General features: G+C 31.9%; 13 protein-coding genes and 1 pseudogene. 2 read left to right on the top strand and 12 right to left on the bottom strand.

What is annotated here, in order from left to right; translation table 11 throughout:
- Window positions 1-6: 6 nt before the first annotated feature.
- The 7 genes and pseudogenes from ADIWIN_RS05705 to ADIWIN_RS05675 all read right to left on the bottom strand — a co-directional run bounded on the left by ADIWIN_RS05705 (window position 7) and on the right by ADIWIN_RS05675 (window position 7,320).
- On the bottom strand, window positions 7-1,455 hold the full coding sequence (locus ADIWIN_RS05705) for an arginine decarboxylase (RefSeq protein ID WP_040756628.1): 1,449 nt from the start codon (window positions 1,453-1,455) through the stop codon (window positions 7-9).
- Window positions 1,456-2,279: 824 nt separating this feature from the next.
- The gene (locus ADIWIN_RS05700) at window positions 2,280-2,660 is read right to left on the bottom strand and encodes a hypothetical protein (RefSeq protein ID WP_152487222.1); all 381 of its coding nucleotides are present in this window, start codon (window positions 2,658-2,660) and stop codon (window positions 2,280-2,282) included.
- Window positions 2,661-2,786: 126 nt separating this feature from the next.
- A complete protein-coding gene (locus ADIWIN_RS05695) occupies window positions 2,787-3,647 on the bottom strand; it encodes a pseudouridine synthase (RefSeq protein ID WP_020895933.1) in 861 nt (286 codons plus the stop codon).
- 107 nt (window positions 3,648-3,754) lie between these two features.
- Window positions 3,755-4,657 (bottom strand): geranylgeranylglycerol-phosphate geranylgeranyltransferase, encoded by a 903-nt coding sequence (locus ADIWIN_RS05690; protein WP_020895932.1) that lies wholly within the window; start codon window positions 4,655-4,657, stop codon window positions 3,755-3,757.
- 65 nt (window positions 4,658-4,722) lie between these two features.
- The gene (locus ADIWIN_RS05685; protein WP_020895931.1) at window positions 4,723-5,652 is read right to left on the bottom strand and encodes a mevalonate kinase family protein; all 930 of its coding nucleotides are present in this window, start codon (window positions 5,650-5,652) and stop codon (window positions 4,723-4,725) included.
- A gap of 34 nt (window positions 5,653-5,686) precedes the next feature.
- Window positions 5,687-6,796, bottom strand: coding sequence for a diphosphomevalonate decarboxylase (locus tag ADIWIN_RS05680; protein ID WP_020895930.1), 1,110 nt, complete (start codon window positions 6,794-6,796; stop codon window positions 5,687-5,689).
- A gap of 73 nt (window positions 6,797-6,869) precedes the next feature.
- A pseudogene (locus tag ADIWIN_RS05675) lies at window positions 6,870-7,320 on the bottom strand (DUF1697 domain-containing protein).
- A gap of 347 nt (window positions 7,321-7,667) precedes the next feature.
- Between ADIWIN_RS05675 and ADIWIN_RS05670 the strand changes: the two are divergent.
- The gene (locus tag ADIWIN_RS05670; RefSeq protein ID WP_020895927.1) at window positions 7,668-9,884 is read left to right on the top strand and encodes a response regulator; all 2,217 of its coding nucleotides are present in this window, start codon (window positions 7,668-7,670) and stop codon (window positions 9,882-9,884) included.
- Here the strand turns inward: ADIWIN_RS05670 and ADIWIN_RS05665 are convergent.
- The gene (locus tag ADIWIN_RS05665) at window positions 9,851-11,068 is read right to left on the bottom strand and encodes a BaiN/RdsA family NAD(P)/FAD-dependent oxidoreductase (RefSeq protein ID WP_020895926.1); all 1,218 of its coding nucleotides are present in this window, start codon (window positions 11,066-11,068) and stop codon (window positions 9,851-9,853) included. The genes ADIWIN_RS05670 and ADIWIN_RS05665 overlap by 34 nt on opposite strands.
- A gap of 84 nt (window positions 11,069-11,152) precedes the next feature.
- On the opposite strand from ADIWIN_RS05665, the gene ADIWIN_RS05660 reads away from it, so the two are divergent.
- Window positions 11,153-11,962, top strand: coding sequence for an SdiA-regulated domain-containing protein (locus ADIWIN_RS05660; protein WP_020895925.1), 810 nt, complete (start codon window positions 11,153-11,155; stop codon window positions 11,960-11,962).
- A 3-nt stretch (window positions 11,963-11,965) separates the two neighbouring features.
- Here the strand turns inward: ADIWIN_RS05660 and ADIWIN_RS05655 are convergent, their stop codons facing one another.
- The 4 genes from ADIWIN_RS05655 to ADIWIN_RS05640 form a co-directional block, all read right to left on the bottom strand.
- Window positions 11,966-13,279 (bottom strand): DUF2254 domain-containing protein, encoded by a 1,314-nt coding sequence (locus ADIWIN_RS05655; RefSeq protein WP_040756626.1) that lies wholly within the window; start codon window positions 13,277-13,279, stop codon window positions 11,966-11,968.
- Between the two features lie 110 nt (window positions 13,280-13,389).
- On the bottom strand, window positions 13,390-14,328 hold the full coding sequence (locus tag ADIWIN_RS05650) for an L-histidine N(alpha)-methyltransferase (protein ID WP_020895923.1): 939 nt from the start codon (window positions 14,326-14,328) through the stop codon (window positions 13,390-13,392).
- The gene (egtB, locus tag ADIWIN_RS05645) at window positions 14,329-15,486 is read right to left on the bottom strand and encodes an ergothioneine biosynthesis protein EgtB (protein ID WP_040756639.1); all 1,158 of its coding nucleotides are present in this window, start codon (window positions 15,484-15,486) and stop codon (window positions 14,329-14,331) included.
- Window positions 15,487-15,502: 16 nt separating this feature from the next.
- On the bottom strand, window positions 15,503-16,720 hold the full coding sequence (locus ADIWIN_RS05640; protein WP_020895921.1) for a bifunctional alpha/beta hydrolase/OsmC family protein: 1,218 nt from the start codon (window positions 16,718-16,720) through the stop codon (window positions 15,503-15,505).
- Window positions 16,721-16,727: the final 7 nt, after the last annotated feature.

The following is a 16,727-nucleotide window of genomic DNA, read 5'->3' as shown; positions in this document are numbered from 1 at the left end:
AGAAATTTAAATTTTTGATTTTGAAATCGAATTAGCCTTAGCTGCTTCAACTTTAGTTTCTGGCTCATATCCCAAAATACCTAACAGATTTTCGCTTTTTTGTTGCTCTGCGAATACTCTTGTCTTTAAGTTTCCATCCGCATCGCGTTGAATCAAAATATGTTTTGGAGTTGGAATTAAACAATGCTGCAAACCACCAAAACCTCCTATCGTTTCTTGGTAAGCTCCTGTATTAAAAAAGCCAATATATAATGGTTTGTCTTTATTGTATTTAGGCAAATAAATAGCATTAGTATGCTGCTCACTGTTGTAATAATCGTCACTATCGCAAGTTAAACCTCCTAAAAGTACACGTTCATAACTATCGTGCCAACGGTTAAGCGGTAGCATTATAAAACGTTTATTAATGGCCCACGTATCTGGTAATGTTGTAATGAAAGATGAATTAATCATATTCCATTTTTCACGATCATTTTGTTGCTTTTGGTATAAAATTTTGTAAAGTGCTCCACCACTTTCTCCAACCGTAAAACTTCCAAATTCTGTAAAAATATTTGGTGTATCTACCTCTTCTTCCTCACAAACTAACTTGATCTGATTAACGATTTCATCAACCATATACGCATAATCAAAATCGAAAGCCAATGAATTTTTAATAGGAAAGCCTCCTCCGATATTTAAACTATCTAAAGTTGGACAAATTCTCTTTAAAGCGGTATAAACCTTTAAACATTTGTGTAATTCATTCCAATAATAGGCATTATCTCTAATCCCAGTATTAATAAAGAAATGAAGCATTTTTAACTCTACTTTTTTATTATCTTGAATTTGATTCTTATAAAAAGGTACAATGTTTTTATAGCCAATTCCTAAACGTGAGGTATAAAACTCAAACTTAGGCTCTTCTTCTGAAGCGATTCTGATTCCAACTTGGAATTTTCCATCTATTTCTTCAGATAACAAATCGATTTCCTCATAATTATCTATAATAGGAATACAATTCTTATGACCACTATTAATAAGGTCGGCGATATTAGTAACGTATTGTTCACGTTTAAAACCGTTACTTAATACAAACGTTTTATCTGTAATCTTGCCTTCTTTTTTAAGTGCTCTTACGATATCGATGTCAAAAGCCGAAGAGGTTTCAATATGAATATCATTAGTTAAGGCTTCATCTAAAACATGTTTAAAGTGTGAACTTTTAGTACAATAGCAATAGTGGTACTTGCCTTTATAATCATGCTTTTTAAAGGCATCAGCAAACCACGTCTTTGCACGTTGTATGTTATTAGATATTTGTGGTAAATACGTAAACTTTAAAGGTACTCCATGTTCTTCAACCAATTTCATTAGGTCTATATCATGGAAATGTAGCTCTTTGTCCTCAAGTTTAAATTCGTCTTGTGGAAAGTGAAAGGATTGATCGATGAGATCAATATATTTATTATTCATGTCGTATTGTAAATATTCAAGTGTAAATTAAAAAATATAAGCGTAAAAAGTGTTAAGGTTACGTTATATCATACCTGAATCTGGCTTTGTGTAGTAGGTACAAAACCATAAATATGCTGACTAGCAGCAATCGCAGATGCGGAAGTTAGCTCTAAAATTCGGTTACTTAATCTATAAGCTGCTCTTGAATATGACTTCCTAATTTTCAAGAACGCGAACATAAAAACATGTTTCAATTGTTCAGCTAAAATTGGCTTTATAATCTTGTTAGATCGACACCAATTTCATTACAAATGTATATTATTTTTTAATACGTTAATCTTTTTTTTATTTTTTAAACTATTTCTTAAATCGCTTGTCTTAAAATGATTAACATAAGTTAAAAGTTGTAAACAGCATAGAAAAGCACTTATTTAAGTTAAGAAATTAGGGCATAAAACCCCATTTTATGCTGACCGAACTAATTCCCATAAATATAAAATGAAGATACAGAATACAAGTGGATATTTTAATTTTAAAACAGGCTTTCTTTTAGTGTTTTTAATGGTTTATAGTATCCTATTTTACACACAGCATCAAGACTAAAACATTTCAAAAGTAACTGTGAATTTTCAGTTTTTAATGTTGTATGAAATGAATTTAAATAAATAGAAATAAATCACAAAAAAAGCACCCAAAGATCATTTGGGTGCTAAATTCCTAAGAAATAGAATGTCTAAACTAGAATCCTAATGCAGATTCTTAAGTTTATCATATAAATGAATATTAACGATGCTTCTCTTTTTGATAAGAAACAAGTGAATTCATTTATACAGCGTAGTTTTTTAGATACCTGAAAGTGTGAGTCCATTGTTTACATCAATCTCTATTTCCATTGTATCACAAGGCACAAGGGTTAATTCCAATTTTTGTCCGTAAACAACGTCATTTGTTGCTACAACAACAACTTCGTAATTAGACAATTCGAGCCAACCAGTATTTTCCGACGTGGATAATATCTGGGAATGCAGTTGGCTATAATCTTGTCCGTAAATGGCAAAATCAAAACTGTCCGTACCATTGTTTGTAATTTTAAGTTGTGGTAAATCATCGATACAATTGAGAACTTGATAATTTAAATCATCTTGCCTTTCTTGTATTTCGGGTGAATCCGTTGTACAATTCACTATAAGCAAAAGCAAAAACATAAGTCTAACATTTTTCATAAGTAGGTTATTTTTAATTGATTGGGGCGGCAATATATAAAAACCCTACAATCAGTCGACAAAATGAACCATTTATTCGATGAACGGTAATGTAAAAATGTAAAAATATGACTTACAGACTAATAACTATATCATTTTTAAGGTATTCACCTCTTGTTCTGTAAGGTGTTTCCAGTGACCACGAGGAATGTCTTTCTTTGTTAAATGACCAATCGCAACACAATCAATTCTTACAATATCATAATTAAGTTCTTCAAATATTGTACGTAATATGGTGTTACCTGTGTTTTTAATCTTAATACCTACTTGGCTTTTAGATTCACCTTGAATGTAGCTTATCTCTTCTACAGAAACTAGCTTACCCTCAACTTTAAAACCTTCTTGAATCTTTTTTAAATCTTCAAATTTCAGATTCTTATCCAATTCAACTTGAAATAACCTTGGCACTCCGCTTTTAGAGTTTGTAAACTTCTGAACGACTTTATCATCATTAGTAAATAAAAGTAAACCTAAAGAGTTTCTACCTAAACGACCTATAGGCTTAATAATAGAACTAGTCGCATTAGCTACTAAATCCATAACCGTTCTTCCTTTACCTTCTGCAGTAGTTGTTGCAAAACCTTTTGGTTTGTTTAATAAAATATAAACAGGAGGTTCTGGTGTAACACGTTGCCCATCAAAACGAACATCGTCTGTACGCTTGACTTTGAAACCCATTTCGGTAACAACTTTGCCGTTAACCATAACCAAACCAATGGCAATATTCTCATCGGCTTCGCGACGCGAACACATACCACTATTGGCAATGTATTTATTTAGACGAATCTCATCTGGATTTGATGATTTTGAAGACGAAGATGTCTTATTAACTGTTGGTGATTTCTTTTTAAAAGGAGCGTTCCCTCTAGCAGAACTAGTCGTTTTGCTATTAGCATTTCCTCTTCCTGAAGTCTTTCCTTTTCCTTTGCTATCTTGATTTCTGCTCATGTTTCAATTTTTTGCAAAGATAAACAATAGTTTATATCTAGTGCTTAATTATTTAAGATGTTTACACCGAGGCATTAGAATATTTTTGAAAGCCAATAAAATCGTTTCTAAATTCTGTTTAAAACGACTGAAACATCAATTAAAAGAATAGAAAACACGCCAAGTACAATAATAAATTTTAAGATGTTATGAAGAATGAGATAATGATTTTTCTTATTGGATTTTAGCAAAACAATGAGATAAAGGAATAACAATACAATACTAAGATAGAAGAAGTAATACATGTGGCCAATCTTAAAAAACAGAATAAGAATAATTGCTGAAATAATAGTTAAAACAGCCACTATAGTTAGCATTAATTTAGAAACCTTTTCTCCATAAACAACAGGGATTGTTCTATAATTTAATGCTAAATCTCCTTTTAGATTCTCTAAATCCTTTGTAAGTTCTCGCATGGATATTAGCAAAAACAGAAACAAACCATGAGCAAATATTACAGGCTCAAAATTTTGATAATAAATAAAAATAACGAAAAACGGAGTTACAGTTAATATCGCAGACACCATATTGCCAACCATAGGTTGTTTTTTTAGGCGATGGGAATATAACCATATCGCAAAAATATAAATTGAAAAAAAGATAACGGCTTTAAAGGATACATAACTCGCGAATACGACAGCCAAGAAATTTAAAACGAAGTAAAATGATAGTTTAGTGTTTTGACTAACTAAACGATCTAACATTGTTTTTCTAGGTTTGTTGATTAAGTCTTTTTCGGAATCGTAAAAATTATTAATAATATAACCACCTGCTATTGTTGCAGAAGATGCTAAAACAAGCATTAAGAGATTAAGATCTAAAAGCACTGATTTTAAAGGCTTATCGTGTGCAAAAATATACACTGAAGCTAAATATTGTGCAATTACAACGACTAGAATATTATAACCTCTAACTACAGAAAATAGGCTGAAAGATTTTATTAGAATGTGCTTCTGCCGTCTTGATAACATTATTTTGAATATGTAAAATTATGAAACAACAGTATGTTTAAACTCAGTATTACAAAACCAAAGATTTAGAAGTTATAAACAACCTCTAACTTCTGACCTTTAAGAGCCTCTCTTGCTATATCAATGTTTTCAGTAAACCCTAGGATATAACCTCCTCCGCCAGAACCACAAAGTTTTAAGTAATAATCGTTAGTGTCCAATCCTTTTTTCCAAAGCTCGTGAAATTGAGCAGGTATCATCGGTTTAAAGTTATTTAAAACTACTTTAGATAATTGCTTTGTATTTTTAAATAATGATTTCATGTCTCCTTTTAAAAAATCATCTACACAAGCATCTGTATGTTTTATAAATTGGTCTTTAAGCATGCTACGAAACCCTTCATTCTTCATACTTTCCATAAAAATGCTCACCATTGGTGCCGTTTCTCCAACAATACCACTGTCTAATAAAAAGACAGCACCTTTACCTTCTGCTTTTTGAGAAGGAATACCTGTAGCTTCAATATTATCTTTAGAGTTGATTAAAATAGGAAGACTTAAATAACTATTTAAAGGATCTAAACCTGAAGATTTACCATGGAAAAAAGATTCCATTTCAGCAAAAATCGTTTTTAATATTAATAGTTTTTCGCGCGTTAAATTTTCTAAAACAGTAATTTTATCACTGGCGTATTTATCGTAAATAGCAGCCACTAATGCTCCACTACTTCCTACTCCATAGCCTTGAGGAATAGAAGAGTCAAAGTACATACCACCATCAACATCTTTTTGTAATCTGTTGATATCAAAAATAACTAAATCGTTATCTAAACCCTTTAAATACGTTGCAAAACGCTTTAAGCTTTCGTTAGAATTTTGAGCTTCTTTTGATGGATTTTCATCTGTCTTTAGTGCTCCATTATAAAAATTATAAGGAATAGATAAACCTTTAGAATCTTTTATGATTCCGTATTCTCCAAATAGAAGTATTTTAGAATAAAATAGTGGTCCCTTCATATATTAAAAGCAATTTCTTTAACAAATATACGTATTAAAATTCTATTTGGTTGGCGCCAAGTCCAATTTGGTCACAAATGTAGTGTCCATTCTGACAATAGCTAACCAATTCATTCTTAATAAATTCTAGGATGGATTCTTTTTCATTTTCTGGATATAAAACATGAACATTGGCTCCTGCATCAAGTGTAAAACATACTTTTGAATCCGTTTTTAGTCTGTAAGCCCATATTTTATTAATGATTTCTAAAGTATTTGGCTTCATTAATATGAAATACGGCATACTCGTCATCATCATAGCATGAAGCGTTAAAGCTTCACTCTCTACAATTTTTACAAATTCATTTACATCACCTGAAGCTAAAATTGTTTTTAGTTTTGCTAAATTATCATGTGCTTGAGAAAAGCGTTCTTTCGCAAATGGATGGCCATACATTAGTTGGTGACCAACGGTACTACTCACCTGCTTTTCACCTTTATCAACTAACAAAATAGTATCTTGATAATTTTTAAAATTTGAATGCACCTCTCCTTCAAATTTTACTCCATATAAATCTGAACTATCAACAATACTTTTATTTTTTCCCCAAACCACAAGTTCTCCTTCGATACTTCGGCAGGCACTTCCTGAGCCTAAACGCGCAAGAAATGATGCTTTTTGATTGAAATAAGATTGAGATTCTTCCATGTCACTTCGGCTACGCTCAGTAACCAAACTTAATGACTGTTCAATGCTCATTAAGCATAAAGCAATCGCACTCATGCCTGATGCTGAAGATGCAATACCAGAACTATGAGGAAAGGTGTTTGACGTTTCAATTTTAAAGTGATAGTCCTTTAAAAAAGGCATATAAATTTCAATACGCTCAAAAAAGGTTTGAATCTTTGGTTTAAACGCTTCGTTTTTTTCACCTTCAAAATAAATATCGAAACTAAAATCTGCACTTTCTTTTTTAGTAAAAGTGATTTCAGTTATGGTTTTACAATCTGAAAGCGTAAAGCTAATCGATGGGTTTTCTGGAATTTGATCTTTCTTTTTTCCCCAATATTTTACCAAAGCAATATTACTTGGTGATGCCCATTTTACGGAACCACTTTCTAGTGTGGAATTGTAGCTTTTAGGTATAAAGTCTTGTTCTGTCATGTATTAATCTTAAATTGACAATGCGCGTTCAATTATATGTTACAAAAATAAGAAATATCTAATGGTCTTATCTTTATTCTTCTGACAATGCCAGTAGTTTTACCATTGTTTTATAGTTTCTGGCAGTGGCATTGCTATTCAACTTTTTTTCAAAATAACTTAAATTAAATTTTGCGCGACCATAACCTTTAGAACAGAAGAGATAAATACAGTCATTAAGAATCACATAGGCATCATCTGGATATGTTTTTTGAGAAGCCTCTCTAACTAAATTCTCACCTGGAACAGCACTTAACAACACAAAATAACTCTCTGATTTTTTAGCATCTGTAAAAGGACAGTTATTAAAAATTGTAGTTAACTCATCCTTAGTTCTAACCAAAACAGGGACTTCAAATCCAAATTGATCTATAATGAATTTTTGAATCCCCATTTGAAGACTGAAAAATAACATTTCCACTTTGGATATAGGTTTTTACGTTATTCAATCCCGATTTTGATAATAATTCTTTAAGCTCCGCCATTGGCACTTTTTTGTGTCCACCAACATTTATTCCTCTTAAAAGTGCGATATAGGTTTGCATTTAATAATTCTAATTTATTTTTCTGATGTAAATATAGAGAAAACACATTTCTATGAAAAATACCACACAAAAAACTAAATATGAGACTAGTAACCCAAATTAACCGTACAAAAACAGGTATTTACACGTCATTTTGAAGTCTTTAAAACGCAAATAAAGCCGATTAAATGTTGTTTGGTTTAATAAAAAGTTTAGTTTTGCCGTAATAATCCCCTAACTACATGTGTTTCCCCAAATCAAACGCTGTAATTGTATTATTTACGGTCTTATTTTTTAACTGGCATCATATGGATGCCCAAGAAAAACTTGTAACTAACAATAACACTACAGCTTGTACTTTTGACAGTTATAAACTGGATTTATTAGTAAAAAACGATAGTCTTTACAAGGCTACACTTCTTCTTAACGATGCGATAAGTTTTTCAAAAAAATACAATTTAAAGACTACACAAGCCAAATCATATAATGCTTTAGGAAATGTTTTGACGAAAATGTCTAATTTTAAGAAAGCTGAAAGCTATCTTGAAAAAGCATTACAAATTTATGATTCGCTAAACAATAAGAAAGGGCAAGACCTTGCTCTATCTGGATTAATAAACGTATACACTCAGGAAAAAAATTACGCAAAATTTGATAGTATTTATCCAAAGGCACAGCAACTTTCAAAATCTTTAAATAGCGAAATTTACTTTATAAATTTAGAAAATAAGGTAAAAAGAGATTATTACGGCTTTAATAATGAGAGCTTATTAGAGGTTTCTAGTATGGGTTTAACACTCTTAGACAATACCGATTTTACAACCTTAAATATTTCTAAAGAATATCATACTGACAACTTAAAAGAAAATTTAATACAGTCCTTTAGATATTATAATGCGCTTGCACAAGTTAAAACAGACGATTCAAACCCTAAAAATTATCACCTCTTATTTTCTATAAATGGCGAAGAGTTAAAAGCATCTTTAAATACAGATATTAACTCTTACAGAAAAATAGCAACCTTCAATTATTATAAATATTTATATTATACTAATGCTAAGAAAAATTTAGATTCTGCTAATAAATACATTTTAAAATCTGATAATTATAAATACGAAGCCCTTATAAATATTGAAGCCAAAAACAGCAGAAATGGAGACTTAGTATATAAAATTATAGATGCAGAGCAAAAGTTAGCTTTAGTAAACGAAACCCGAAAACAAGACGCACTTACCTCTAAAATATTTTTAGCTAGTACAATAATTATGAGTATTACTTTAGCAATAATACTAACTAGTTTTTACTTTTATTTTAAAGCCAGAAAGAATATTTGTAAGATCAATGATGCATTAAAAGCCTCTAACTCTAAACTTCTTGCAATTGATAAAGATCGACTAGAGTTCTTCTCAATACTAAGTCATGAATTACGTACACCAATTTATGGCATTAGCGGCTTAGCAACACTTATAGACCAAGAGAGCGATGACACTAAAAAGCAATCGTATTTAGATTCATTAATATCATCTAGTAATTATCTATCTATCTTAATAGATAATATTCTTCAAGCAAATCGTTTAAAATTTGAAAAGAAAAATCTTCGATTAAAACCTGGTAAGATGGCGAAGATTGTTAATCATGTTATGAGTACAGTTGCTGTAGCTGCAGAAAACAAAGGCTTAGAACTTAAAGTACATATTGACAAATCTGATGACCAAGAATTTATCTTAGTTGATAAAGTGGCCTTTAGTCAAATATTAATAAACTTGGCTTACAATGCTATTCGATATACAAAAACTGGAAGCATTGCTATAAATGTTTTTGAAAAAAAGCGAGACACTAAGGATATTACACTGCGTTTTGAAGTTAAAGATACTGGTATAGGAATTAAAGAAGAACATAGGTCTATTGTGTTTAGTGCTTTTGAAAATAAGACGTTTTTAAATAAAAATAGTAGTGGTTCTGGTTTAGGATTATACATCGTAAAAACCTTATTAAAAAGCCATGATTCAGATATCGATTTTGTTTCAACACCAAACGAAGGCACCTGTTTTTTCTTTGAAATTACCTTTACACTTGCTACAGACGAAGAAAGCCAAGGAATCATATCTGTTAAACCACACAGAGACATGCGCATTTTAGTCGTAGATGATAATAAGATAAACTTATTGATTACTCAAAAGAATATCGAAAAAATAGAAGGTTATAGCTGTCAAACAAGCTCTAATGGCAAAGAAGCTATATCTCTAGTGAAGGCAAAAGATTTTGATTTGGTTTTAATGGACATTAACATGCCAGATATGGATGGTTATGACGTGACTAAGCACATTAGAATGTTCAATACCACAATCCCTATTTTAGCACTTACAGCGTTAAATTCTAATGAAATTTCTTTAAGAGCAGAAGCATCAGGAATCGATCAAATTATTACTAAACCTTATATTTTCGACGATTTTAAAGCCATTATCACGTCTTACAGTGGCAGTAATGACAACTACTGCAAAATTATTGATGCTGAAGCAATATAAGCACTCGTCCATGCATTCTGAAAGTTAAAACCACCTGTAACGGCATCTACGTTTATAACTTCACCTGCAAAATATAGATTAGGAATACGCTTGCTTTCAAAAGTTTTAAAATTCACTTCTTTTAAGTCGATACCTCCAGCCGTTACAAATTCCTCTTTAAACGTACTTTTTCCTGTAACTTGAAAAACAGCAGAAGTTAACTGATTTGCAAATGCCTCTAATTGCTGCTTATTAAGATCTGCCCATCGCGTTGTTTCACTGATATCTGAAGCTAAAACCAATTGTTTCCAAAGGCGTTTTGGTAAATCGAATTGCGATAATTTAATAACCGTCTTTTTGGCGAATTCTTGTTTGAAATTTTTAAGTTCTTCTAAACAAGATTCAAAATCTAATTGGATGAAATTAATTTCAATCTTAAAATTATAATTCATTTTCGCCAATTCTACAGCGCCAAAAGCAGAGAGCTTTAATATGGCTGGCGCACTCATTCCAACATGTGTAACTAGCAAAGGTCCGTGAGATTCTAAATCGGTCCCGACAACTTTAATTTCTACGTTTTTAGCCACCACACCAGGGATATCCTTGATGCGATTATCTTTAATATCAAAAGTAAAAAGTGATGGTACAGGGTTGATAATGGTATGTCCTAAATCTTCGAGAAGTTTCCATACTTTTGGGTTACTTCCAGTGGCAATTAATAATTTTTTACATTGAAAACCCCCTTGAGAGGTTTCAATTGTAAAACCATTTTCTAATGCTTGTACTGTTTTTACGGAATGATTATAAAGCACATCTACATTATGCTTTTCAGCCTCATTTAAAAAACAATCTATAATCGTTTGTGATGAATTTGAAACCGGAAACATCCGACCGTCATCCTCAATCTTTAATTCTACACCACGCTCTTCAAACCAAGCAATCGTATCGCCAGTCATAAAACTATGAAAAGGCCCTAGAAGTTCTTTTTCTCCTCGTGGGTAATTTAGTACCAATTCTGACGGTATAAATTCGGCATGTGTTACATTGCAACGTCCACCACCAGAAATTTTCACTTTCTGCAAACCTTCTTTTCCACGTTCTAGGATGGCCACAGACAATTCCGGATGCTGTTCTGCAATATTAATTGCTGCAAAAAAACCTGCAGCTCCACCACCAATAATTATAATATCTTTTTGCGTATTCAAACCGTTTTATTAAGAAGATTTTGTGAGTTTTTATTTGTGTTTTTTAATGACTAATACTACTTTGAGTCAAAGTATAAAATTACAATGATATACATCAAAAGACTAATATTTCTAATATTTATTGTGAGTTCTTGTCAATCTATAGGACAATTAAAAATTGAGTCGCGTATTGTTAACGAATTAACGGAAGTGTCTGCTGCAGAAATAGGCAAAGATTCTGATATCCTTTGGGTCATTCAAGATGCTGGAAACAGCAATAATCTCATAGGACTAGATAAAAACGGAAACATTGTTAGAAACATCCGTATTACTAATGCCAAAAACAAAGATTGGGAAGATTTAACTTGTGATAGCCAAGGCAACATCTACATAGGCGATTTTGGAAACAATAAAAAAAAGCGAGAAACATTTAAAATCTATAAAGTAAATTACGACGATTTAAATTTAAATTCAGTTACTGCTGAAATCATTGAGTTCTCACTCCCAAAAAACAAAAACCCTGAAGATTTTGAGTCCTTTTTTATATACAATAACTCTTTTTACATTTTTAGTAAAGAGAACAAAAATTTCATTGTTTTAAAAGTTAATAATAGCATCGGAAAGCATGTTGCAGAATTACACACTGAATATAACCTTAGTGGTAAAAACAACAAAATAACCTCAGCCGATATTAGCGACAATGGTAAAACAGTGATACTCTTAAATCATGATAAATTATGGGAAATCACAAATTTTGAGACTGATGATATTTTCTCTGGAGCAATAACTGAACATAAATTTGATCATGATTCTCAAAAAGAAGGTATTTGTTTTAAAACCGACTCAACCATTATTATTACAGATGAAAGAAAAAATTCTGAAGGAGGCTATATCTATTCTTTTAATTTGAATTAACTTTTAAATCTCATATTCTGAGCTATTAACCTGTTGTAACCTTTTAACACAAGATTGTATAACAATAATATCTGCTTCGTTTTTATGATTATCTGAAGCGTCCTTTTCAAGATTTTTTATTTCCTTAACCACAACTTTGCTGTAGTTTTCGTTTAATACATTACTATTTTGAAGTAAATATTGCAGCATTAAAAACAATTTCTGTACAATAACAATATCATGCTTACAGTAGGTTCTAAGCGATGCCATTACATTATAAAGTAACTGCTCAAAACTTACCGTATTAATAAATATAAGCGCAGTTTCATCTTCACTGAAATAATAACTCTTATCCTTCTTAGTCATCCGTAAGGCGAATAATTCAGTAAGATAATCGATACAATTAATACAGGTTCCCGGATCATTAATCCCTGGCGACATTGCTTTTAGCGCAATTTCGGTTATCTGTTTAAACGCTAGTACGTAGTTATCCTCTATAAGTTCGCTATTAGAAAACGTTATGGCTTCAGCTAGCTTTTTTTCTAGGTCTTCATCGCTGTCACCTTTATATTTTAAAATCGGAATCCCTTTTAAAATATAAGCCCCTTTTATTGGTACAATCTCAATTTTCAAATGCTGTTCTTCTGCCAAATCGGCTAAAGACTTTAAACTCACATCTTGCATATAGCCTGTAGAATTAGCCATTACGCTTTTCCAATTTGAAGTATCTTCAAAATCTATATCGATATGTTTTTCGGCTTCAATCAGCTTCTCTAATCGTACTTTAGATTTTTTGAAGATTTTGTCCATTATTGTATTTACTTGAATTTCCTGAGAAATTGAGTGAATAAAATAAATGAAAGATCCTAAACTTAAGGTCATAAAAACAATACCTAATAATACCGAAAAACCTGGCATTTGGTACTTATCTCCTTGAGGTGTTATAGAAACCAATGTAAAAATGCAATAAAGCAAGGTAGAATTATAAATCCCTAAAATAATTTGATGTCTTCTATTGGATATCAATCCTGGAAGTAATCTTGGTGAAAAGTTACTAGAGGCTTGATTTAGTAAAATCATCACCAATGAAAAACTAAACACCATTATAGAAATTAATCCGGCAACAAATGTGGTTAGTAAGCTTCTTGCTGTTTCGGCATTATTAACGACTAAAATTGGTGCATGCTCAACCAGGTATTTAGAAATGCCTATGCTCTCTAAATAAATCATGAAGAACGCAAAAAGTATCCCAAAAAGACTAATGATTGAAGGGTAAAAAGCAATATTACTTTCTAGCTTATCTAATGACTTTATTACGTTGTATAAATACTTTTTCACGTTTGTTCGTTATAAAATTATGCAGCATTGAAATGATCTTTCAATTTAGCGATAAGAAACGCCTTTATATTTTTATAACTTACCCCAAACACATTAGGTTTTAATCGGTATCATTTTGTCCACAAACTATCCGTGAAGTAATGTTTACAATCTAAAAAGTTGTTTTCTACTTTGAAGTCCGCATTTTCCGCCAAATCATTGATTTCTTCTAAGGCGTATTTCTTTGAGAGTTCTGTCCAAATCAATTCATCGTAATCAAAATGAATAAACTCATTTATAGCTTTTAGGTGGACGGTTTGCTTCCTAAGACTAACAATGTAGCTTTTTACATCTCCAGTCATTGGATTGTAATGGCAATAAAAATCGAAATCATCAATCTTAAAATCGGCATCTAACTCCCTATTAATTCTAACCAATAAATTAAGGTTAAAACGCTTTGTAATGCCATGCTTATCATAATACGCATTCTGAATAGTAATTGGGTTTTTCTTTAAGTCGAATCCAATTAAAAGCTTGTCACCACGTTTCATGTTTTTATTAAAAAGCTCTAATAATTCTTTGACTTTATCTTCTAAATAATTTCCGATATTACCACCTAAAAACAACAATAAACTAGGAAAATCACTCTGTCTGTTATCTTTTAAGATTTCAAAATAATCGCCAACTTTTGGATGTATTTTTAAAGCCGGTAATTTTTCTTTTAACCGTTGTGTGAGAATATCTATGGCTTCTTGAGAAATGTCTATTGGAATATAATGAAAGTCCACTTTGTTATTCACTAAATACTCTAAAAGCTTAAACGTTTTAAAACCATCACCAGCGCCCAATTCTACAATATTAAAAGGTCCTGAAAACTTCAAGGCTTCAATGATTTGTTTGGACTGCATAGACAAAATCTCAAACTCTGCATTGGTTGGGTAATATTCTGGCATATTCATTATTTCCTGAAATATTCGACTGCCATTATCGTCATAAAAATACTTAGATGGCAAGTGTTTGCTTTTAGCAGTTAAGCCTTTAAGCACATCTTTTGAAAAGTTATCTGTCATTTATTTTGCTAATCTAATTCCTGAAAAAAGCCAACGCATGTCTGGCTGAAAAAAATTTCTATAAGTTGGACTACAATGATTTTTTGAAGTCGCCACTGAGCCGCCTCGCAATACCATTTGATTCACCATAAATTTACCATTATACTCACCAAGCGCACCGTCTACTTTGGTGTAATTAGGATAAGGTAAATACGCACTATTGGTCCACTCCCATAACTGACCGTAATTAAATTTGGGTGACGCCACTTCCCATTCAAACTCGGTTGGTAAACGCATACCTTTCCATTGTGCAAAGGCAAAAGCTTCATAAAAAGTGACATGAGTTACAGGTAAATCACCATCAACCTTAAGAAAACCATTAAGAGTGTAATGCATCCATTTTCCATCGACCTTATGCCAATATAATGGAGCTTTTAAATCATTATTCTGTACAAAATCCCAACCTTCAGCATGCCAATAATTAAAATCTTCGTAACCACCAGCATCTATAAATGCTATGTATTCTAAATTGGTTACGAGTTGATTTGAAATCTCAAAATCATGAAGATACACTTTGTGTCGTCCTAATTCATTATCAAAACAAAACCCTTCATTATTATGACCAATTTCATAAATACCTTCTTTAATTTGAAGAAATTTTTGAGGTTCGTTTTCTGCTTGTAATTGAATTTTATAATCTAAAACAGGAAATGAAGGCTGGTTCCCGAAAATATATTTGATATCGTAAATTAATAGTTCTTGATGCTGCTGCTCGTGCTGTAAACCAATTTCGATAATATTTGAAATATCTTCAGAAGTACCTTTAGAAATAAATTCTGAAAGTTGCGCATTCACATAAGCTCTATACTCTAAAACCTCTTGCAACGTTGGTCGTGTCATTAAACCACGTTCAGCTCTCATAACACGTTTACCAACATTGTTGTAATAACTATTAAAGTAATACGCAAAATCGTCGTTAAACACCTTGTAATCTGACTGATATTCAGTCAATACAAACTGCTCAAAAAACCATGTGGTATGTGCCAAATGCCATTTTGGAGGCGATACAAATTCTGCGGGTTGGATTGAAACATCTTCGGCCTGAAGCGATTTACAAATCAGTTCCGTTTGATGTCTAACTTCTAAAAATCGTTCTTTTGAAATACTATGTCTTGTTATGGTTTCCACGTATAATCTATATTATTTCAGTTTCAAAAACAACTTCGCTCGCTATGGTTTTATGCACAGGGCAACGCGACGAAATACTTTTTAAACGGTCTTTTTGTTCTGTCGTTAAATCACCGACAAATTTTAATTTTTTACTAATATGGTCTAAGTATTTTGGCTTGTCTGTTTTATCTTTCATATCATCGCTATGCTTCCTAGAATGCGAAATATAAACAAATACTTCTCTCAGGTCCCATTTTTTTCGCTCTGCATACATTTTCAAAGTCATTACCGTACATGCTGCCAATGCTGCATTAAGATATTCGTACGGCGAAGGGCCAAAATCACTCCCTCCAACACTTGCAGGTTCATCGGCAATGAACGCGTGATTTTTAGTTTGGATTTCCGTGGTAAAGTTGTTTTCGACAATATTTAAATGACCAACTAGTTGTTCACCTTCAGTACTTAACATTTTATTTTTAGCCTTAGGAAAATAACGCTTTGCCCAAGTACCTATAATTTCACCAACATATTGGCTATCTTCTTCTTTAGTTAATAAATGATCCGCATTATCTAAAGTTACAAAACTCTTTGGATGGTGTGCCTTTTTGTATAATTTCTCAGCATTTTCTATACCTACGATTTTATCGAAAGGCGAATGCATAATCAATAATGGTTTACGTAAATTTTCAACTATCGAAGGTAAATCGGTTTTATCAAATTCTTCAACAAAATCTTTATTGATAATAAAAGGACGACCACCAATATTTACCTCTACATCTCCTTTTTCTGCAGATTCTTCAACCTGATGTGAAAACAAATGTTTCACATGATTTACTGTTGATGGTGCACCTACAGTAGCAACCGCCTTTATAGTTTCTAGTTTTGAAGCGGCAACTAATACTGCTGCTCCACCTAAAGAATGACCAACAAGCAAACTTGGCGCTTGGTAATGTTCTTCCATGTATTGATGTACATCTAACAAATCATCAACATTTGCGGAAAAATGACTATCAGCAAATTCTCCTTCGCTTCGACCTAAACCTGTAAAATCGAAACGCAACACCGCAAATCCGTTTTGGGTTAATGCTCTACTCACGTTTCTTACAGCACTTAAGCTACTGCTACAGGTAAAACAATGCGCAAAAATGGCGTAGTAATTTGGTTTCTGATTGGCTGGTAATTCTAAATTAGCATTTAGAGTTATACCTTTTCTGTTTTTTATTTTGAGTTTTGTGCTTTTCATAACCTAA

The sequence above is a fragment of the Winogradskyella psychrotolerans RS-3 genome (assembly GCF_000427335.1).
GTDB classification, from domain to species: Bacteria; Bacteroidota; Bacteroidia; order Flavobacteriales; family Flavobacteriaceae; genus Winogradskyella; species Winogradskyella psychrotolerans.
This window is presented reverse-complemented; position numbering and strand designations above follow the sequence as displayed.